General features: G+C 67.1%; 23 protein-coding genes and 1 tRNA gene. 14 read left to right on the top strand and 10 right to left on the bottom strand.

Annotated elements, in window-relative coordinates; genetic code table 11:
- Position 1: 1 nt before the first annotated feature.
- The 3 genes from M3667_RS12220 to M3667_RS12210 all read right to left on the bottom strand — a co-directional run bounded on the left by M3667_RS12220 (position 2) and on the right by M3667_RS12210 (position 1,987).
- Positions 2–157: a hypothetical protein gene (locus M3667_RS12220; RefSeq protein ID WP_251508371.1), complete on the bottom strand. Its 156-nt coding sequence runs from the start codon at positions 155–157 to the stop codon at positions 2–4.
- Entirely contained in the window at positions 154–795 is a 642-nt protein-coding gene (locus M3667_RS12215) for a dihydrofolate reductase family protein (protein WP_251508370.1), read from the bottom strand. Before M3667_RS12215 ends, M3667_RS12220 begins: the two co-directional genes overlap by 4 nt.
- A 70-nt stretch (positions 796–865) precedes the next feature.
- Positions 866–1,987 (bottom strand): YihY/virulence factor BrkB family protein, encoded by a 1,122-nt coding sequence (locus M3667_RS12210; RefSeq protein WP_251508369.1) that lies wholly within the window; start codon positions 1,985–1,987, stop codon positions 866–868.
- Positions 1,988–2,174: 187 nt separating this feature from the next.
- On the opposite strand from M3667_RS12210, the gene M3667_RS12205 reads away from it, so the two are divergent.
- Positions 2,175–2,384 (top strand): hypothetical protein, encoded by a 210-nt coding sequence (locus tag M3667_RS12205; RefSeq protein ID WP_251508368.1) that lies wholly within the window; start codon positions 2,175–2,177, stop codon positions 2,382–2,384.
- A gap of 691 nt (positions 2,385–3,075) precedes the next feature.
- Here the strand turns inward: M3667_RS12205 and M3667_RS12200 are convergent.
- Positions 3,076–3,261 (bottom strand): hypothetical protein, encoded by a 186-nt coding sequence (locus tag M3667_RS12200; RefSeq protein WP_251508366.1) that lies wholly within the window; start codon positions 3,259–3,261, stop codon positions 3,076–3,078.
- 34 nt (positions 3,262–3,295) lie between these two features.
- Complete coding sequence (locus tag M3667_RS12195; RefSeq protein WP_251508364.1) at positions 3,296–3,439, bottom strand: hypothetical protein; 144 nt, start codon at positions 3,437–3,439, stop codon at positions 3,296–3,298.
- Positions 3,440–3,718: 279 nt separating this feature from the next.
- On the opposite strand from M3667_RS12195, the gene M3667_RS12190 reads away from it, so the two are divergent.
- Positions 3,719–3,967, top strand: coding sequence for a hypothetical protein (locus tag M3667_RS12190; RefSeq protein ID WP_251508362.1), 249 nt, complete (start codon positions 3,719–3,721; stop codon positions 3,965–3,967).
- The gene (locus M3667_RS12185; protein WP_251508361.1) at positions 3,957–4,163 is read left to right on the top strand and encodes a hypothetical protein; all 207 of its coding nucleotides are present in this window, start codon (positions 3,957–3,959) and stop codon (positions 4,161–4,163) included. The genes M3667_RS12190 and M3667_RS12185 overlap by 11 nt, the downstream gene beginning before the upstream one ends.
- A gap of 170 nt (positions 4,164–4,333) precedes the next feature.
- On the opposite strand, the gene M3667_RS12180 is transcribed toward M3667_RS12185, so the two are convergent.
- Complete coding sequence (locus M3667_RS12180; RefSeq protein ID WP_144832507.1) at positions 4,334–4,822, bottom strand: YajQ family cyclic di-GMP-binding protein; 489 nt, start codon at positions 4,820–4,822, stop codon at positions 4,334–4,336.
- A 95-nt stretch (positions 4,823–4,917) separates the two neighbouring features.
- Between M3667_RS12180 and M3667_RS12175 the strand changes: the two genes are divergently transcribed.
- The 4 genes from M3667_RS12175 (at position 4,918) to M3667_RS12160 (ending at position 7,443) form a co-directional block, all read left to right on the top strand.
- Entirely contained in the window at positions 4,918–5,418 is a 501-nt protein-coding gene (locus tag M3667_RS12175; protein WP_251508359.1) for an FBP domain-containing protein, read from the top strand.
- A complete protein-coding gene (locus M3667_RS12170; RefSeq protein WP_251508357.1) occupies positions 5,415–6,296 on the top strand; it encodes a PfkB family carbohydrate kinase in 882 nt (293 codons plus the stop codon). Before M3667_RS12175 ends, M3667_RS12170 begins: the two co-directional genes overlap by 4 nt.
- 91 nt (positions 6,297–6,387) lie before the next feature.
- Positions 6,388–6,472 (top strand) — tRNA-Tyr (locus M3667_RS12165).
- 566 nt (positions 6,473–7,038) lie between these two features.
- Positions 7,039–7,443, top strand: coding sequence for a hypothetical protein (locus M3667_RS12160; protein ID WP_251508354.1), 405 nt, complete (start codon positions 7,039–7,041; stop codon positions 7,441–7,443).
- 237 nt (positions 7,444–7,680) lie between these two features.
- Here M3667_RS12160 and M3667_RS12155 read toward each other — a convergent pair whose 3' ends face one another.
- Positions 7,681–8,556: an IS3 family transposase gene (locus M3667_RS12155; RefSeq protein WP_308196462.1), complete on the bottom strand. Its 876-nt coding sequence runs from the start codon at positions 8,554–8,556 to the stop codon at positions 7,681–7,683.
- Positions 8,557–10,061: 1,505 nt separating this feature from the next.
- Here M3667_RS12155 and M3667_RS12150 point away from each other — a divergent pair.
- Both M3667_RS12150 and M3667_RS12145 read left to right on the top strand, forming a co-directional pair.
- Positions 10,062–11,318 carry a hypothetical protein gene (locus M3667_RS12150; protein WP_251508352.1) on the top strand — a complete coding sequence of 419 codons (1,257 nt, stop codon included), beginning with the start codon at positions 10,062–10,064 and terminating at the stop codon, positions 11,316–11,318.
- Positions 11,315–11,809, top strand: coding sequence for a hypothetical protein (locus M3667_RS12145; protein ID WP_251508350.1), 495 nt, complete (start codon positions 11,315–11,317; stop codon positions 11,807–11,809). Before M3667_RS12150 ends, M3667_RS12145 begins: the two co-directional genes overlap by 4 nt.
- Before the next feature lie 580 nt (positions 11,810–12,389).
- On the opposite strand, the gene M3667_RS12140 is transcribed toward M3667_RS12145, so the two are convergent.
- On the bottom strand, positions 12,390–12,737 hold the full coding sequence (locus M3667_RS12140; protein WP_251508348.1) for a hypothetical protein: 348 nt from the start codon (positions 12,735–12,737) through the stop codon (positions 12,390–12,392).
- Positions 12,738–12,828: 91 nt separating this feature from the next.
- Entirely contained in the window at positions 12,829–13,197 is a 369-nt protein-coding gene (locus M3667_RS12135; RefSeq protein WP_251508346.1) for a hypothetical protein, read from the bottom strand.
- A gap of 142 nt (positions 13,198–13,339) precedes the next feature.
- Between M3667_RS12135 and M3667_RS12130 the strand changes: the two genes are divergently transcribed.
- Positions 13,340–13,768 carry a MarR family transcriptional regulator gene (locus tag M3667_RS12130; RefSeq protein ID WP_251508343.1) on the top strand — a complete coding sequence of 143 codons (429 nt, stop codon included), beginning with the start codon at positions 13,340–13,342 and terminating at the stop codon, positions 13,766–13,768.
- Here M3667_RS12130 and aztA read toward each other — a convergent pair.
- Complete coding sequence (gene aztA, locus M3667_RS12125; RefSeq protein WP_251508341.1) at positions 13,740–14,390, bottom strand: zinc ABC transporter ATP-binding protein AztA; 651 nt, start codon at positions 14,388–14,390, stop codon at positions 13,740–13,742. The genes M3667_RS12130 and aztA overlap by 29 nt on opposite strands.
- Positions 14,391–14,446: 56 nt before the next feature.
- Between aztA and aztB the strand changes: the two genes are divergently transcribed.
- From aztB to aztD, 4 genes are read left to right on the top strand one after another with little or no spacing between them, the layout of a single operon-like run.
- Positions 14,447–15,301 carry a zinc ABC transporter permease AztB gene (gene aztB / locus M3667_RS12120; protein ID WP_251508339.1) on the top strand — a complete coding sequence of 285 codons (855 nt, stop codon included), beginning with the start codon at positions 14,447–14,449 and terminating at the stop codon, positions 15,299–15,301.
- Positions 15,302–15,315: 14 nt separating this feature from the next.
- Positions 15,316–16,524, top strand: coding sequence for an ABC transporter (locus M3667_RS12115; RefSeq protein ID WP_251508337.1), 1,209 nt, complete (start codon positions 15,316–15,318; stop codon positions 16,522–16,524).
- 1 nt (position 16,525) lies between these two features.
- Entirely contained in the window at positions 16,526–17,425 is a 900-nt protein-coding gene (aztC, locus tag M3667_RS12110; RefSeq protein WP_251508335.1) for a zinc ABC transporter substrate-binding protein AztC, read from the top strand.
- Between the two features lie 31 nt (positions 17,426–17,456).
- Positions 17,457–18,662, top strand: coding sequence for a zinc metallochaperone AztD (gene aztD / locus M3667_RS12105; RefSeq protein WP_251508333.1), 1,206 nt, complete (start codon positions 17,457–17,459; stop codon positions 18,660–18,662).
- Positions 18,663–18,705 lie beyond the last annotated feature (43 nt).

Below are 18,705 nucleotides of genomic sequence, written 5' to 3'. Positions count from 1 at the left end.
CTCACACCGGCTCGGTCGTGCGGATGAGCCCGCAGTTCACGCACGACCACGCGACGAGGAACCTCTCGTCGTCGAGGATCTCGAACCGCAGCGGGTCGCCGCACGTGGGGCACGTGAGCGGGCTCACGGGCTGCTCCATCGGGCTCTCCGCGCTCACCGTGCGAAGGTGACGTGCACGACGCCGCTCTCGGCGACCTCCGAGGTGACGGTGTAGTCCTCGTCGAGGTTGCGCAGGTCGTCCCAGAGGCGCCCGCCGCGCCCGAGGATCACGGGTCGGACGGCCACGTGCAGGCGGTCGACGAGACCCGCAGCAAGCGCGGAGCGCACCGTCGACAGGCCACCGCCGACCCGCACGTCCGCGCCGTTCGCGAGATCGGCCGCCCGGGCCACGGCATCCGTGATGCTCTCCGACGAGAACTCGAAGCGCGTGCCGTTGGCGAAGGTGATGGGTGCGCGCTCGCGGTGCGTGAGCACGATCACCGGCACCTCGAACGGCGGTTCGTCACCCCACCAGCCGCGCCAGTCGGGGTCGTCGGGGAAGGAGTGCAGGCCGAACATCGCCGCGCCCATGACCTCGGCGCCGATGCCCTCGAAGTACCCGGCGGCGTAGCGGTCGTCGACGCCGGTCGTGCCCGCGCCGGAGGTGTCGCGGAAGACGCGCTCGCGAAACGTCTTCGTGGCCATGTAGTCGGCGACGAGCCGCCCCCAGTCCTCGCCCATCGGGTTCTCGGGCGTGGGGTCGGCGGGCATCGCCACCCCGTCGAGCGAGATGTTCAGATCGACGCGGACGGCCATGGCGTGCTCCAAAGGTGGTGGGGAGGCGCAACGGAGGTGCGCGTTCGCAGACGATGCTAGCCGCGCGCCCTCACGTGCGCCGCAGCTGCCACCAGCGTCGGCGGCGCTGGGGCGCGGGGCGCTGGACGGCCGCGGGGGCCTCGTCGCGACCGGCGTCTCGGCGGATGCGACGGCCCTCGGCGATGTCGGCCACTTCCTTCTTCTCCCGCTTGTCGCTCTGGCGGGTGTCACGGGGCGGAAGTTGGATGTTCGCCTCCGCGGCCATTCCGGCCTGAAGCTGACGCCCCCGCTCGAGCTCCGCGTCGAACTCGGCGCCGAAGAGGAGTGCGAGATTGGCGATCCACAGCCACAGCAGGAAGACGATCACGCCGGCGAGCGAGCCGTAGGTGCGGTCGTAGTTCGAGAAGTTCGCGACGTAGAAGCCGAACCCGGCGGTGGCGGCGGCCAGCACCGCGATGGCGATGATCGCGCCGAGACTGAGCCACCGGAACTTCGGCTGCTTGGCGTTGGGGGTGGCGTAGTAGAGCACCGCCACGAGGAAGACGATGACCAGGAGCATGACCGGCCATTTCGCGATGTCCCAGGCGACCTGCACACCCTCGCCGAGTCCGAGCGCCGCACCGATCGCGGTCGTCACGGGGCCGCTGATGACGAGTCCGAGGGCGACGAGCACGAGGGCGACGACGGCGATCAGGGTCACGACCAGCTGCATCGGGCGCAGCTTCCAGAACGGTCGACCTTCGTCGATCTCGTAGATGCGATTCATCGCGCGGCTGAAAGCTCCGACGTACCCGGAGGCGGACCACAGAGCGAGCACCGTTCCGGTGATGAGGGCGAACCCGGCGGCCGGTGAACCGGCGATCTGCTCGATGGGGCCGGCGAGCGTGTCGGCGGCGCTGGGCGCGACGTCGCGGACGATGCCGATCACGGCCTCCGCTGCGGCATCCCCCTGCCCGACGACGCCGAGGATCGAGAAGATCGCCAGCAGCGCCGGAAACAGCGCGAGCACGGCGTAGTAGAAGAGGGCGGCTGCGGCGTCGGTGCACTGGTCGGCACTGAACTCGCGCAGGGTTTTGCGCAGCACGTACTTCCACGAGCGCTCGTGCAGGTCGGTGGGTGAATCGGGCTTGCGGCCGTCTTCGGGATCGTCGGCGTCAGTGCGGGTTTCCCGCTCCAGGGTGTGCTTGGCCATCTCGACTCCCGCGGGGATGCCCCGTGTCTCTGCGCTCCGCGTCGTTCGCGGCCGCTCCGGGAGTCTGGGCGCCGGATGCCGTTTCGCGTCTGCCCCTTGCCGAGATGGGGCTACCGGCGGTAACGCCCCGGGCCCGGGGGAGGTAGACCCTCTGCTCGGGTCGCCCCGACGCCGTAGTATCACGCCTATGAAGCGTGTGCTCGAATCGGAGATGCTGTGGTGGTGGGCTTTGCCGGTTCTCGCGCTGGGAGCGGCCATCTGCGTCGCCGTGCTCGCTTCGAACGACGCGAGGGGGTACGCATGGTTCCTCTTGACCGTCTGCGTCGCCCTCATCGGTAATTGCATCCAGCAGCTGACGGCCATTCGTCGACGGAAGCGGGCAGCGGCGCAGGAGTGACGCGCTGCAATGAAAGTCGGGTCCAGGTAGCGTGGAATGGCCGTCGGAGGGGGAGGCGAAAGACCCTCCGGTGGTGACGCCGCAGCGTTGCCGGGCGGGGCTGGCCGCAGACCGGCGCCTCCCATCCGGGCGCTGCGGGTGTTCCCCCGACGCCGGGCCCCTCTCCGTGCTGGGTCGATCTGTCGAGTCGCATTCCGTGGTGCCGGTGATGGTCGACGCTGGGGCCTACGATGCGAGCATGCGGGACATCACTCAGCCGCCCGACGCTGCCCGGCGCAGGCGGACTCTAGTCCGGTCGACGGTCCTGCACGGCGTATCAGCGGTTGCGATCGCGGCCGTGCTGATACTCGCGGCGACCATGGAAATGCCGATAATGCCGCTCATCGTCGGGGCGAGTGTCCTCTTGCTGATGGATTTGGCGTGGTTTCTTTGGGGTCTGCAGCGGATGAGGAACGGGGACTGACGCCGTGGAGTGGCTGGAGAAAGTTGGCAACAGGTCCTGGTTCTGGGCGGTGCTGCTTCTGTGCATGGCGCTGTATGCGTCGGGTCACATCGTCTCTCTCGTCGTCGACGGGCCTGGGTCCGCGCCGGCACTGGGTCTGATGGGCAATGCGTTGCTCGCGGCCGTCTGCATCGGCCAGCTGATCCGTGTTCGTCGCCGCGGCCGACGTAGCGACGGGTAGGGAGGGGCTCACTCGTCGCCGTCTCGCGGCTTCTGCTGTTTCCAGAGGAACACCCCGGCAAGGGTTCCCACCACCACCAGACCGAGGGCCCTCCACGAAAACGTTCCGACGACAGCCGACTCGATCGCGAACGTCAGGCCCATGACCACGACGGTGCCGACCAGGATTGTGACTGCCCATCGCCGGCCGTTCATGGCCGACGTTGCAGCTGAGTGTCAGAGATGTCACTCACTTGCCGCGGGACTTGCGGCGCAGGACGAGGGCGATGACGAGCACGGTGATCAGCGCAGCAATGACGATCACGGCGGCCGCGCCCGCAATTTCGTAAATGCTGAAGGGGATAAGCGGGTTGCGCACCATGCTGGCCAACATAGCGTTGACCGTGATCGCAAGTACGACGAGCGCCGACGTTGGCGGCGCTCCTGGTCCGCAGGCTCCGCGGACACGGTCAGCGGCATGCAGCTGTACGTCGGCCTGATGGTGACCGGACTGTTCTTGTTCGTCGGTGCACGGAGACTCGTCGTTGTGTTCCGTGACCGCGCCGGAGTCCCGCAGAACAGCGGCCGCTGGTGGCTACTGGTCCTCATGGGCTGTGAGGCTCGACGCGCAAGCGAACGGCGCTAGCCGAACCTCCGCAGGTACGTTGGGCGCATGAGCGAAAACGCGCGACCCCGACGTGGCCTGTGGTGGGCTGCGCTGATCTTGGGGATCATCGCCCTGGTGGCCGCGGTCGCTGGTGTTGTGTTCATGGTGGTGAGCGGGTCTTTCCGCTTCGGAACGATCGCGTCGGTGATCGGTTGTGCCGGCGGCGGGGTAGCGTGCCTCAGCGCCGCGTCGTCGGCGCTGAAAGCGAGTGACTCGAGAAATGCGATTGGTGCGGGAGGTCGCGTTGACCGATGAAAAATTCGCTTCCGACATGGAACTGATGCGTCGATCCGCAGCGGTCACCATGTGGATTCTCGCCGGCGCCGCTCTGCTGACCGGGCTCGTCGCCGGGGTTCTGGGGCAAGGCTGGGGCTGGCTCGTACTCGCTGTTGGTGTCGTTCTCTTGCTGCTGGCGATCTTCCTGTCCAAGCCGGTCAAGAACAGAGCCTGACCGGCTCGCGAGTCACGGTCGACGGCGAGGCGACCGCGGGGACCTGCTCGAGCGCGACCACCCGCGACGGACGAGACGAGAGCGGCGACCGCGGGCCTTTCGGCCGCGATCACCGCTCTCGATGACTTCTCGCAGACCACGGGCGGAGCACGCCCGTTCTGCGGTGAGGATCAGCGGTAGTTCGTGAACTGCAGGTCGACGTCGAGGTCGGCGGCCTTGAGGATGCGCTGCACTTCCTGCAGGTCGTCGCGCGACTTCGACTGCACGCGCAGCTCGTCGCCCTGGATCTGCGACTTGACGCCCTTGGGGCCCTCGTCGCGGATGATCTTGTTCACCTTCTTGGCGTCTTCTTGCGAGATGCCCTCTTTGAGAGTCGAGGTGATGCGGTATTCCTTACCGCTCGGCACGGGCTCGCCCGCATCGAGGCTCTTCAGCGAGATTCCGCGCTTGATGAGCTTGGTCTGGAACACGTCGAGCACGGCGTTCGCGCGCTCTTCGGAGTTCGCCTTGATGACGATCGAGTCGCCGCTCCAGGCGATGGAGGCGTCGGTGCCCTTGAAGTCGTAGCGCTGCTCGACCTCTTTGTGCGCCTGGTTGAGGGCGTTGTCGGCCTCTTGCCGGTCGATCTTGGAGACGATGTCGAACGAAGAATCAGCCATGACTCGATTCTATTCGGGAGGTTCACCCGCGCACCCCCTGGACATCGCCGTCATGCCCGCCCCGCGCGGCTCGGGCGCTCGTAGACTCGGATCCCATGCGAGCACTCACCGAAGACGAGGTCCGCGACGCGTTCGTCAACGCCGCACCCGAGGAACTGCGGGTCATGAGCCTGCCCCACGACTTCGTGTTGACCGACTGGGATCACCTGGACTTCCTGGCGTGGCGCGACCCTCGCACCCGCGGACGCGGCTACATCGTCGCCGAGCACGAGGGTGAGCCGGCGGCGATCGTGCTGCGCGCGGCCGACGGGCAGTCGCGGGCGCGCTCGGCGATGTGCAACCTCTGCCACACGATGCAGCCCGGTGACCAGGTCTCGCTGTTCACTGCGCGCAAGGCCGGCATCGCCGGCGCGCACGGTGACACCGTCGGCACCTACATCTGCTCCGACATGTCGTGCCACGAGACCGTGCGCCTCGCCGCGCCTCTCGCGCCCAGCGAGATCCGCGCGAGCGTCGACCGCAAGATCGACGGCGCCAAGCGCCGCACCGAGGAGTTCGTCGCGCGCGTGCTCGACGCCGCCGAGGTCTCGCGGTGAGCGGTCGGGTCGTCGTCATCGGCGACGCGCTCATCGACGAGATCCGCGACGACGCCGGCGTGCGCGAGTTCGTCGGCGGGGCGGGCCTCAACGTGGCCGTGGGCCTGTCGCGTCTCGGTGTTCCGGCCGCGCTCATCGCGATGGTCGGTGACGACGCCGCGGGGGCGCAGATACGCGCGTTTCTCGACGAACATGACGTCGAGCTGCTCGCGAGTCCCGCGGAGTACGGGTCGTCGCGTGCGGTGAGCACGCGCTCGCCCCAGGGTGAGCCCGTTTACGTCTTCAACGAGGCGGCTCAGAACCGACGCGTCGTCTACGGCGAGGCCGAGCGAGCGTCGATCGCCGCGGCTCCCATGGTCGTCGTCAGCTGCTTCCCCTTCGACGACGCGGACCAGACCGCGCTGCTGGTGGAGGCCACGGCATCCGCCTCGACCCCGCTCGCGATTGACCCGAACCCCCGCAGCGGCATGCTGCACGACCGTGCCGAGTTCGTGCGCGGGTTCGAGAAAGCGGCATCCGGTGCCCTGCTCGTCAAGGTCGGTGAAGACGACGCGCAGCTGCTCTACGACGCACCGCTCGACGACCTGCGCGCGAAGCTCGTCGACCTCGGCGTAGGTGCTGTGCTCGCCACCTACGGCGCCGGTGGGGCCGCGATCGACGCGGGGGAGACCACGGTCTCGCGCGGGATCTCCGACCTGCCCGGCCGCATCGTCGACACGATGGGCGGCGGAGACGCCGTGCTCGCCACCACCGCCGCGCTCGTACGCGACCGGCTCCCCGCGGATGCGGGGGAGTGGGATGCCGTGCTCTCGCGCGCCATGGACGTGGCGGCCGCAACCTGCCGCCACGAGGGTGCTCTGCTGCGCACGCCGGAGTGAAGGTGGCGATGGTTTCGAGCATCGCCCGCGGGATAGTAGAGTGGTCTATCGCGCCTCCGGTCGACTGAACAAGCCGGACGGGTGCGCACCTGGCGAGTTACCCAAGCGGCCAAAGGGATCTGACTGTAAATCAGACTGCATTGCATTCGGGGGTTCGAATCCCTCACTCGCCACCACGGGGTATCCCCTTATCTCAGGGATTTTGTCCCCGTATCTCAAATCTCCAGGCCAGGCCCGAAATCGGACCTGGCCGGAGGTGTTTTTGGGTCGAACGACGCCCCCGTGTCCTCTCGACGGGCTCACGTTGCGCGTGTGGAGCAAGCCCTTGAGCGGCAGGTCCAGCTCATCCAGGGCCGCCGCGACACCTGCCAGGAGGAGTCCACGGGACGCCATCGGCGCCAGCCGGCGGACTCGTCCGATGTGATGAAGAATCCCCTTGAACTTCGGACGCGGAAGCTCTCAAACCCGGGCCGGTTCTGAGCCCATGGTCAACCCACGAGCGCGCTCTCCTCTTGTTCCAAAATGTCTTGTGGTGTCGGGCGCGGGCAGTTGCCGCGAGAGTTCGCGAGGACCTCACCCGGGCCCCACGCCCGCTTTTGCGGAACCCTCGCGCTGAATTTCGCTCGCATGACTTCGCTGGTTTCCGCAGGGTGACTCGACCAGTCCTCGGAGCAAGAATGCGCTCGAGGTGTGCGGCGCTTCAGCGGCGAAGGATGTCGGGGGTGCCAGTTACGGTCACTTGGTGGCCATGAGCAAAGACCAGCAGGTGAAAGAAGTCGTAGAGGCAGTTGCCCTCGCAGTGCTGCAACTCGGGGTGCGCGCCGTCACGAGCAACAAGATGTCTCTGGAGTTCGCGTTCAATCACGCCTGGCGTAGATGGGGATGCACACGATTATTCCCCAGCATTAAAGGGCACGACCCGGGCAATCAGTTCTGGATCGGCGTCGGACGTTCGGAACGCCGCCGTGGCGCCTTCGCAGCGTGGGAGACCGGTGCGTGGGCACAGCCTTACGTGAAGATCGCTTCTTGGACCGCGGAGGAAGCGTTGCGGGCGCACGCCAGCGAGGAGATCTCTTACGAGGACTGGATGGAGTTGGGCCGATTGTTCGTCGAGTACTTCAAGCCCGAAGAGGTGGACTATGTCTGATGAGGTCGCGCTGCGTGAGCGGTTCGACGGCTTCAATTACGACTACCGGATGCGTTGTGAGTGTGGGGCGACAGTCACTCTTCACGCGGAGGCGTACAAGCGTGAGAGCACGCGCGGCGCTCAGACTCCCTGTGAGAGCTGCGGGGGCTCCGTCCATTTCGGCCCGAGTGTTGCGGCCATCAGGGACGCACACGATCGGAGCTTGACCCGGTTTCCCGGACAGTTTTTATGTATTGATCATGCCGCGATTTCTGTGGTGGTGTGAAGGGCTTCGTAGTCGGCGGGGCTGAGATATTCGAGCGCGGAGTGCCGGCGGCGGGGGTTGTAGAAGCCCTCGATCCACTCGAACATCGCCGACGCGAGCTGCGCCTTCGAGTCCCAGGTGGTGCGGTCGAGGAGCTCGCGTTGCATGGTCGACCAGAAGCTCTCGATGAGCGCGTTGTCGACGCTGGATGCGACTCTGCCCATCGATCCAAGGAGGCCGGCTTGACGAAGCCGGTGCCCGAAGATCCAGGAGGTGTATTGCGCTCCTCGATCGGCGTTAACGATGGTGCCGGGTTCGGGTCGGCGGCGCCAGCGCGCCATCTCGAGCGCGTCGACGACGATCTCCGCGGTGATCCGGTCCGAGATCGACCATCCCACGATCCGACGCGAGTATGCGTCGATCACGGCCGCGCAGTAGACCCACCCGTCTTTCGCGCGATGCTGGGTGATGTCGCAGAACCAGAGCCGGTTCGGCGCGTCCGCTCGGAACTGCCGTTTCACGAGGTCCTCGTGCGTGGCGGTGTCCGGCTTCCAGCCGCGCCGCTTCCGGCGATGCGAGACCCCGACCAAGCCGTCCAGCCGCATCAGCCTGGCAACGCGTTTGCGGGCGACGTGAATGCCGAGTCCGAGCCGCAGCTCCGCCAGCACCCGAGGAGCACAGTAGGTCTCCCTGGAGTCAGCGTGGATGCGGCGGATCGAGGTCGTCAATTCCGCGTCCGCGATCGCGCGCGCCGACGGCGGCCGGCTGACCCAGTCGTAGTACCCCGACCGAGAGATGTTCAAGAACCGGCAGGCCACCGCGACGGGGATTCCGTCCGCGGCGAGTTCCTGGACCAGCCGGAACCCTATTTTGGGAGCACGTTCTCCCTCGCGAAGTACGCCGACGCACGCTTGAGAATCTCGTTCTCCATCTCCAACACCCGGATTCGCCGGCGAGCTTCGACGAGTTCCTGGTGCTCATCCGACGTCACGCCAGGCTTGCGGCCGGCGTCGATCGCGTCGCGGTTCATTCAGTTCCGCAGACACGACTCGCTGATCCCGAGATCACGAGCGGTCTGACCGACGGGATTGCCCTGCGCGACAAGATCCAGGGCTCGACGCCGGAACTCCGGCGGGTGGGCAGCAGGCATCTCACGGACTCCTTCCGAGACGATCATCGCCTCACAGTTGGTGTCCGGGGAACCGGGTCAAGCTCCCATGTCGCAAAGGTGGCGAGATGTCGTGTCGCGACGTCGACTCAAAAACGCTGAGGTCGTTCGACGCTGCGGCGACTCAGATGATCTGGTCGCGATGCTGCGAACCGTGATTCGAGCAGGGTCTTTCAGAGCACGATCTGATGAGCCCGGGCCAGCAAATCAGCAATGGGTCCCTGCCCTACGCGTCGGAGGTAAGGGATGAGGAATGTCATCGGCGGGTGGCCTGATCGGTACGGGTTGTCATCTGGTCCGGTATACAGGCCACCGCCGGGACCGGTATAGAGCCCGCCACCAGGACCGGTGTACAGCCCCCCGCCGGGCCCCGTGTACAGCCCTCCTCCAACACCCGTGTAGAGCCCGCCCCCGACTCCGGTGTAAAGACCGCCTCCTACGCCGGTATATGCACCTCCACCGACACCTGTGTCGAGACCGCCCCCGACGCCGGTGTAGGCGCCGCCTCCGACACCCGTGTACAGGCCCCCGTCCACACCGGTGTACAGCCCTCTGCCGACGCCGGTGTATCTGTTGCGGGGCCATGTGTTCTGGGTCATGGTCACATCATGCATGTCGTATCGACTCGCGCTCGGGACCGGTGATATTTGCTTGTGGGTAGTGGAACTGCTCTCATTTCGGCCGGCCCGGTTTTACCAGAGCGATTATCGAGCGCACGAGGAGGGTCAGAGCCCAGATAAACAAAATCTTCCGGGAGCTATACACGAACAGTTTTCATCCGTTCGGACGAGCAGGCTCGTGTCTCGCAACCGACTCCGTGCACGCGCGATGCGGACCCAGCAGATGTTCGGGAGCTTCAACTGAAGTCTGTTCGCCGTGTCAGTCACCCACGGGCTCCGCGGCGTGGCACCCAAATGTGGGTCGCCCGTTGACGCGCCATGGATGCACCTCGATTCCCCACTATGTTTGGCCTGATGCTTTGCATCTGCTGTGTCACCGAACAGAGGAACCTACTTGCGGCTGTTAAATCGTCGGCGCCTTACCGCGACCCTTACGTCAATTTCCTGTATAGCGATCATCGGCTCGATAGCTCTCGCTGCTCCCGCCACCGCATCGGCCACTGCTGAAGGAGAGGCGAACGAGCCATCTACCGCCATCGTTGCATCCGAGTTGTCCCCCGACATTCCGGATGACCGAGTCCTAATCGTGTACTGGGATGGTGACGAAGCCGACCTGACATCTGAACAGGCGGCGGCGCTCGACGAAGCGGGCGTTGACCTCAACGCCGAGCCTGAATCGGAGCCGCACTCGGAGGTCAATGACGAGCTTCTGGACGAGGCTGGCGCCTGCGACATCGCGCTCGGGGCGGATGTAGTGAACGCGCTGGAGGCGTGTGCCGCAGACGACGAGGGAAACCCTTCCGGCATGAGGTCCCTCGCGGTCGAGTCCACCAACGTGGAGGAGGTGGACGACGAGGGGGCGGAGCCCGATCTGGAGAGCATGTCGGAGATTGCGACCCTCAGCGCGGCAGAAGCTCCGCCCACGACCTCGCCATGCATGAAAATGCAGTGGGAGGTGCGGTATATGAGCCGCACCCAGGCATGCATCGCCAACTCGCACCAGGTTTATGCCGTCTCGGATAAGACCGGCCAGGTAGTCGGAGATTTCCTACTCGAAGTCGTGACGCACACCATCACCCAGCGCTCGCTAGTGATGGAGGCAACGAACTACACGTGGCTGAGGGCTAGTTTCGCTACGGGGTATGCGCTCGGGAGGTCAGTAACCGCGTCCGGCACCTACGGATGTAACACGGCGGGCTGCGAGACGGGCGCCACTGGGTTCACTGGCGCCATCTACGGCACATGGAAAAAAGCCCAAGCCTCGAGCAGATTCACTTTTAAGCCGACGGCAGGTGTCAGCAAGCCCCTGTCAGAGAATTGGACGTTCTCGGTCGGCGTCTCGGGAGCAAAGCCTGTAAAGATTCAGGGGTTGGCCCTCAAGCCTCGGTGTGACAACAACGCGATTAGCGGCCTCAATAAGGGATGCGTCTATCCCCAGTACATTCCCACAATGAACATCCCTGCAACAGGGTCCTCCGCCGCAGCCGGTCAACACATTGCCAAGGCAATCGCATCAGGGTTGCCAAGTCTGTTGAGCCGGACATCCCCAGCCGAAGCCGAGACCAACCGCAAGAGATCCTGCGCGTCTGTGGCTTCGCTTCCTCGGATCGATAAGTGGCAGTGCGACGAGTACCCGTTCGCCTCCTCCGAGCAAGGGGGCAGCATCGACCGACGCATTCTCAAGGGATGCGTGTGGGGCGAAAAGCCCGGGAGCGGTCCGGGAGGCGTGAGTGTGTGCTTGATTCCAGAAACCGACAATAATAAGGGAGGCGCTCTAATGGCCGAATTCTATCGGGTCAACCGCATACTCGAGGGCGACGACTTTAGGGTGCGTGTACCGTGACCGATGATCGAGACTCGTACGAGATCAAAGTTGGATCGTGGTTCCATTCGTTCTGGATCGGCGATGAAGAATGGGCTTCAGGCCGGGGACCGTTGCAAGCAGGCCTTCTGGAGATCGCTGACACCCGAAACGGCCTGTTCGTCGACACCGCGGTGCATTCGGGCCTCGTGAGTGTCAGGATTCAAGTGTTACTCGACCCTCCACGCACCCCGCTGTCGCAATGGGACGATATCGCCGAAGCATCTATCCGATTGAGCAGCGACCAGTTGTACGTGATACCCCTAGGCGGTTTGGGGGATATGTTGGAGGCACCCGTTCGTCGTGCGGGAGAATTTGGTATACAGGTCGCGGGCAAATGCCGCGATCAGGACGCTGACTTGGGTCAGCTGGAGTCATACCTAATCTCGGTCTGGCCGGTGAATGAGGTTATCGAACCAAAGTCGCTCCGCCTTTCATCCCCTCGCGCAAAGGAGAAAGGGTCGTCTACCTGAACGGTAGCTTCCATCTGCAATAGCGACCAGTGTGCGCCCGTGGCAGTGCCACGGGCGCACACTTTGCGCGTCGTCGGATTCAAACTTTTCGAACGACCTCGGATGCGTCCCGGGGCAGGAATGGACATTCCGCAGGGCTTGCCTCTGAACTATAGGGGGACGTCGCCCTCCGTGCCGCCGCCTCGGTTCACACAGATGGGCCCGAGCGGGCAGGAGAAGAATCCGTACAGGTACGCCTCGGGCAACCCCATCAACGCCATCGATTCGCGTGCGCTCCTTTCAGCCGGTGAACGACGGGCTTCTGGCAAATCCGGCCGACAAGTTCGTCCTTGCGAGTGAGGGCGTCAGCTCTTGCCGAGCGCCAATGCTCGTCGCGCAGCCGCGAGGAAGGCGGCGCGTGCGGCGAGTTCGCCAGACTTGCCCGTGGGAATATCGATGGGAGCGCGTGGGAAACCGCGTCGGAAGGGAGGCCCGAGATCCCTTTCGCCTCGAGGGCTCGGAGAGATCCGGGGAAACCCCACCACGAAGAAAAGGGCACCCGGATCGGGTGCCCTTTCTCGTTGCCGCCGAGGATCGCTGCTTAACTCGCCGCGAGCAGTGCCTTCGACTTCGTCTCGAGGAAAGCGACGAGGGCGCCGAGCACGTTGACCTCGTTGCCGAGGTTCACCAGTTGCACGGCGCCGAGTTCGATGGTGTCTTCTCGGGCCTCCATCGTCGCCTTCCAGCTGCCGTCGCCGCCGGCGATCGGCTGAAGGTACGTGATGGTCTTCGCCTCGCTCAGGTCGACGACGATGAGCCCGGTGTCAGGGTCGGTCTCGTCGTCACGTTCGAGGACGCGGATGTCGCTGCCGGTGAGGTAGCCCATCGCCCGGAACTCCGCGAGCCAGGCGTCGAGAAGTGCCATGTCGATCAGCGTGCGTACGGGCACGGGCGTCTCCGATCCTGGCGCGTGAGCGTCACGCGTCCGACCAGTATGAAGCCCGCTGCGCCATTCTGGCGAGCGGGCGTCATTCGTGCTATCAGGCGGCGCGGACAGAGCGGCCGACGGGGCGCGCGGAGCGCACCGGAGTGCGGGTCGCCTCTTCGGCGGATTCCCACGTGCGGGTATCGATGACGAGACCCGACGCGGCGTTGGCCTGGTCGGCCAGGCTGCGGAGGTAGTCGCCGACGAGCTGCTCCGGTTCGACCGAGTCGAAGACGAAGCGCAGGGGGATGGCCGGCTGCAGCCAGATGGTCGAGCGGCCGGCCTCCTCGGCGGTGCCGGTCCACGTCAACGTGAATGACTCTCCGCGACGGAGTTTCGTCGACGTGATGACCTTGACGTAGCCCATCAAACGGTCGGGCAGGTCAATGGGAGCGGTGTCAGAACCGTAGTAAAGCTTTGCCATGACGATCTCCTTCAGTCGGGGTCGGCGGGCTGATCACTAACGTACCAGAAATTCAACGAGATTAATTAACGTCGCAAAATATTCAGAAACTTCACTAGGGTGGGGTTGTGGCCGGCCGGGCCACGCCGAGGAGGTGGTGACAGTGGCACACACCTCTGTGCTCATGCAGGCGCTCGATGAGTACGTCGCGGTGCGCGACGAGAGCATCGCGAAAGCGCGGATCGACCTCGGTGTGAGCGAGCTCGAGGCTGAGGCCCTCCGGTGCATCGGCGAGGATCCCGGCATCCGCCCCTCGAACCTGCGCGGTCACCTGGGCGTGACGGCTGCAGGGGTCACGACGCTGGTCGATCGGCTCATCGGCCGCGGTCTGTTGCGCCGCGAACTCGATGCCGAAGATCGCCGCGTCAATCACATCTACCTGCAGATCGATCTCGACGCCGAGCCCTGGTCCGCGTTGCGCAGCTTCCCCCGTCGGGTGGAGCGGGCCGTGGCCGCGGAGCCGGTCGAGAGCGCGCGGGCGGCGGCTGAGCTGCTGCGTCGCGTCACCGAGCGGGTTCGTTCTCGCGCCTGAGTCGCCCTGCCTCGATGCGGATCACCTGATCCGCTGACGAGATCAGTCTGTCGTCATGGCTGACGCAGACCACGGCGACCCCGCGCTCGACCTCATCGGCGATCGCCGCGTGGTTCAAGGCCGCGCTGGTGGCGTCGAGTCCGGTCGTCGGCTCGTCGAGCAACAGGATGTCGGCGGTGCGCGCCAGGCCCTGGGCGAGCAGGGCGCGCTGGCGCTGGCCGCCCGACAGGGTCGAGAACGGGTGTCGGGCAAGATCCGCGATGTCGAGCCTGAGCATCGCGGCGTCCACCGCCCGACGGTGTGCGCCGGTGACCCGCCTGAACAGTCCGACGCCGCCCCACGCGCCCACGACGACCACGTCGCGCACGGTGAGGGGGAGGTCATCGGCGACGGCCGCGCGCTGGGGCACGAAGGCTCGCGAGCGGGGTCCGGCGTCGACGGTTCCGGATGCCGGCGGCCGCGCTCCCGCGAGGATCTCGAGCAGTGTCGACTTGCCCGCTCCGTTGGGTCCGACGATCACGGTGAGGGCGGCCTCGGGGATCTCGACATCGACCTCGGTGAGCGCGGGGATGCCGCCGTAGTCGGCGTGAAGGTCTGTGCCGATCAGGGCGCGGGAGATCATGGCATCCATCATACGAGTTTGAGAATCGTTCTCACTTCACGCTACGGTCGAGCACCATGACCTCGCTCACCGATCCGTTCGCCCTGGAGTTCGTCCAGCGGGCGATGCTCGGCGGCACGCTCGTGGCGATTCTGTGCGCCGTCGCCGGCACCTGGGTCGTCGTGCGGGGGATGGCGTTCCTCGGTGAGGCGCTCGCCCACGGGATGCTGCCCGGTGTGGCTCTGGCGACCGTTCTCGGGCTGCCCGTGCTGCTGGGCGCCGCGGCGAGCGCCGTCGCCATGAGCCTCGGCATCGGCGCGCTGCGCAGACGCGCGAAGCTCTCGTACGACACGAGCATCGGCCTGCTGTTCGTCGGCATGCTCGCGCTCGGCGTCATCGTCATCTCGCACGCCGGGAGCTTCGCGACGGATGCCACGGCGATCCTCTTCGGCGACATCCTGGCCATCGGCGCGGGCGACCTCGTCGTGCTCGCGATCGCGGTCGTCGTCGGCGTGGGAGCGGCCACCCTGGCCCACCGGTCATTGGTCGCCCTCGCCGTCGACGAACGCGTGGCGCGCGTGCTGGGCCTCGCGCCGCGTCTGGCCCAGACCGTGCTGGTCGGTCTGGTCACCCTCGCGGTGGTGGCGTCGTATCAAGCCGTCGGGTCGTTGCTCGTGGTGGGGCTCCTCGTCGCCCCCGCCGTGGCGGCGCGACAGTGGACGACGCGCCTCGTCTCGACCATGGCCCTCGCCGCGGCCATCGGCACGGCCGCCGTCGCCGTGGGCCTCGTCGTGTCGTGGCACGCGGCCACCGCAGCCGGCGCCACCGTCGCCGCCACCGCGATCATCGCCGCCGGGCTGTCGTGGGCCCTCCGCGGCGTCGTCGTGGCGGTGCGCCGCCGCACGGCATCCCCCCTTCCCCTGCCCGTCTGACCTGGAAAGCCCCCATGCCCCACCTCTTCACCCGACGACTCCCCGTCGTCGGCCTCCTCGGCGTGCTCGCCCTGACCGGCTGCGCGGCCCCCGCCGACGCCCCCGCCGCCGAACCCGTCGATACCCACGGTGCGATCGCCGGCGCGTCCGAACTCGCCGAGCCCGCTCTCGGTCTGACCACGATCGATGCCGACGGACAGGTGTCGCACCTCGACCTGCTCGAGGAGACGACGGCCGATCTCGGACGAGTGCGTGCGCCGCAGGCGGTGCACTCCGACGGCCGCTACCTGTTCGCCGCGGATGCCGCGGGCCTGTCGATCGTCGACAGCGGGGTGTGGACCTGGGATCACGTCGACCACTTCCACTACTACCGTGCCCCCGCCCGGGTGCTGGGCGAGGTCGCGGGGGAGGGGGTCGCCACCGTGGCGACCTCGAACTCCTCGACGACCGGCGGGACTGGGGTGTTCTTCCCCGACTCCGGCGAGGCGGTACTGCTCGATACCGAGGCGCTGTCGAACGGCGAGATCGTCGAGCGATTCCGTCTCGAGCGCGCGGCCGGAGAGGGCCTCGTCGTTCCGGTCGGGTCGTTCGCGGCCGTCGCCTCGAGTGACGCGGTGACCCTGCACGAGGCGGACGGCACCGAGCTCGCCGGCAGCACCCCGTGCGCCGCGCCGACGGGCACGATCACCACGCGCGTCGGAGCGGTGATCGGCTGCCAGGACGGGGCCCTTCTCGTGACGGTCGCCGACGCCGGGCCCGTCGTCGAGCAGATCCCCTACCCGGCCGGGACGACCGCGCCGCGCGCGACCGCGTTCTCCAACCGTGAGGGTCGGCCGACGGTCGCCGCCGTTGCGGGCGACGCGGGCGTGTGGATGCTCGACACCCGGGAGCGGTCGTGGACACTCGTGCCGACCCCGGAGCCGGTCGTGCAGGCGAGCGCCGTCGACGACAACGCGCAGAACCTGCTCGCGCTCACCGCCGATGGGCGGGTGCTCGTGCTCGACGGCGAGACGGGGGAGCTGCGGGCGCAGACGCCCGCGCTGGTCGGCGCGAGCCTCGCCGCCGGCCAGTCCGTCTCGCTGATCGCCGACCAGCAGCGGGCGTACCTCAACGGCCCGGCCGAGGGACGGCTCTGGGAGATCGACTTCGCCGACGGCGCGCGCGTCGCCCGCGAATTCGAACCGTCGCAGACCCCGTTGTTCGTCGCCGAAACGGGACGCTGACATGCGCCGGATCTTCGTCGCCGCCCTGGCCGCGGCCCTCGTCGCACTCACCGGATGCGCCGGCACCTCGGCATCCGACCGCCCTCTCGTCGTCGTGTCGACCAACATCCTCGGCGACGTCGTCTCGCACCTGGTCGGCGACCACATCGAGGTGCTGACCCTGATGCGCCCCGGGAGCGACCCCCACTCGTTCGAGATCTCCGCGGCCGAAGCCGCGCGGATGCGCTCGGCCGACCTGCTCGTCACCAACGGGCTCGGACTCGAGGAAGGGCTGCAGCAGCACATCGACGCCGCTGCGGCCGCGGGGGTCGAGACGGTCGTGGCGGGGGACGCCGTGCGCGTACTGCCGTACACGTCGACGGATGCCGACGGAGCCGACGACCCGCACTTCTGGACCGACCCCGCGCAGATGATCGCCGTCGTCGACCGGCTCGCCCCGGTCCTCGAGGAGCTCGGCGACCCGGCCGTCACCGCGCGGTCTGCCGACTACCGCGCGCAGCTGGAGGCCCTGGATGCCGACATGACCGCGACCTTCGCGGCAATTCCGGCCGAGCGCCGGGCGCTGGTCACCAATCACCACGTCTTCGGCTACCTCGCCGAGCGGTTCGACTTCCGCCTCATCGGGGCCGTCATCCCCGGCGGCACGACGCTCGCCGCACCCAGCTCGAGCGATCTGGCCGACCTCGTGTCGGCGATCGACGAGGCGGGCGTGCCGACGATCTTCGCGGAATCGTCGTCACCCGACCGACTCGTCCGGGCGCTCGCGGAAGAGGCCGATCGTGACGTCGTCGTGACCGAGCTGTTCACCGAATCGCTCACCGACGCGAGCGGTGCCGCCCCCGACTACCTAACCATGATGCGCGTGAACACGCAGCGCATCGCCACCGGGCTCTCACCCTGACGAGCCCCACCCCCAGAAAGAGAAGAATCACATGCACATCTCCCCCCTTCGCCGCGCGGGCCTCGTCGCCCTCGCGCTCGGTGCGACCGTGGGTCTGGCATCCTGCGCCGGCGGTGCCGGCACCGGCGCGGCTGCTCCCTCGTCGAGCGCCCCCGCCACCGACACCGCCACTCGCGTCGCGCTGTCGTACCCCGGCGGCATCTACGTCCTCGACGGCGAGAGCCTCGAGGTCGTCGCCGACCTCTCGTCGGAGGAGTTCACCCGTCTGAACGCCGCCGGCGACGGCCGTCATGTCATGGTGACCACGAGCGAGGGCTTCCAGGTCTTGGACGGCGGCACCTCGTCGGACGAGCCCGAACTGACGGATCTGGTCTTCGCCGCCGCCAAGCCGGGGCACGTCGTGACGCACGGCGGCAAGACCGTGCTCTACGCCGACGGCACGAGCGACTCGACCATCTTCGACACCGACGCCCTGCTCGCCGGCGACGACGAACTGCCCGAGGTCGAGACGATCCCGGGCGTCGAGGCGCACCACGGCGTCTCGATCGTGCTCGAGGACGGCACCTTCCTCACCACCGTGGGCAACGCCGACGGCCGCAACGGCGTGGTGGCGAAGGACGCGTCCGGCGCCACCATCGCCGAGAGCAGCGACTGCCCCGGCGTGCACGGTGAGGGCACCGCGAAAGACGAGGTCGTGGTCTTCGGGTGCGAGAACGGCGCTCTCGTGTACGACGACGGCGCCTTCACCAAGCTGACCGCCCCCGACCAGCCCTACGGCCGCATGGGCAACGCCTACGTGAGCGAGGACAGCGCGCTCATCGTCGGCGACTACAAGAACGACCGGGATGCCGAGGGCTACCTGCTCGACCAGCTCGCTCTGATCGACACGGCGGCGAAGACCCAGCGCGTGGTCGACATGCCCGCGGGCGCCGAGTACACCTTCCGCGACGTCGCCCGCGGTCCCGGTGAGCTCGCCTACGTGATCGCCTCGGACGGCGCGATCCACGTGCTCGACCCCGAGACGGGAGCGTTCACGGAGTCGTTCCCCGTCATCGACGCGTGGGAGGGTCCGGTCGAGTGGCAGGACGCCCACCCCGCCATCAAGGTCTCGGGTGACATCGCCTACGTGACCGAGCCCGCGAAGAACGCCGTGCACGCCGTCGACCTCACCACGGGCGAGGTCGTGAAGAGCGTGACCCTCGACGAGACGCCGAACGAGATCGCGCTGACGAAGTAAACGGGCGCCCCCTTCGCAGAGACCGGTGCGGGATCTGCGAGGG

Origin of the sequence: Microbacterium sp. P26 (assembly GCF_023712585.1) — a bacterium.
In the GTDB taxonomy this organism is placed as follows: domain Bacteria; phylum Actinomycetota; class Actinomycetes; order Actinomycetales; family Microbacteriaceae; genus Microbacterium; species Microbacterium algihabitans_A.
This window is presented reverse-complemented; position numbering and strand designations above follow the sequence as displayed.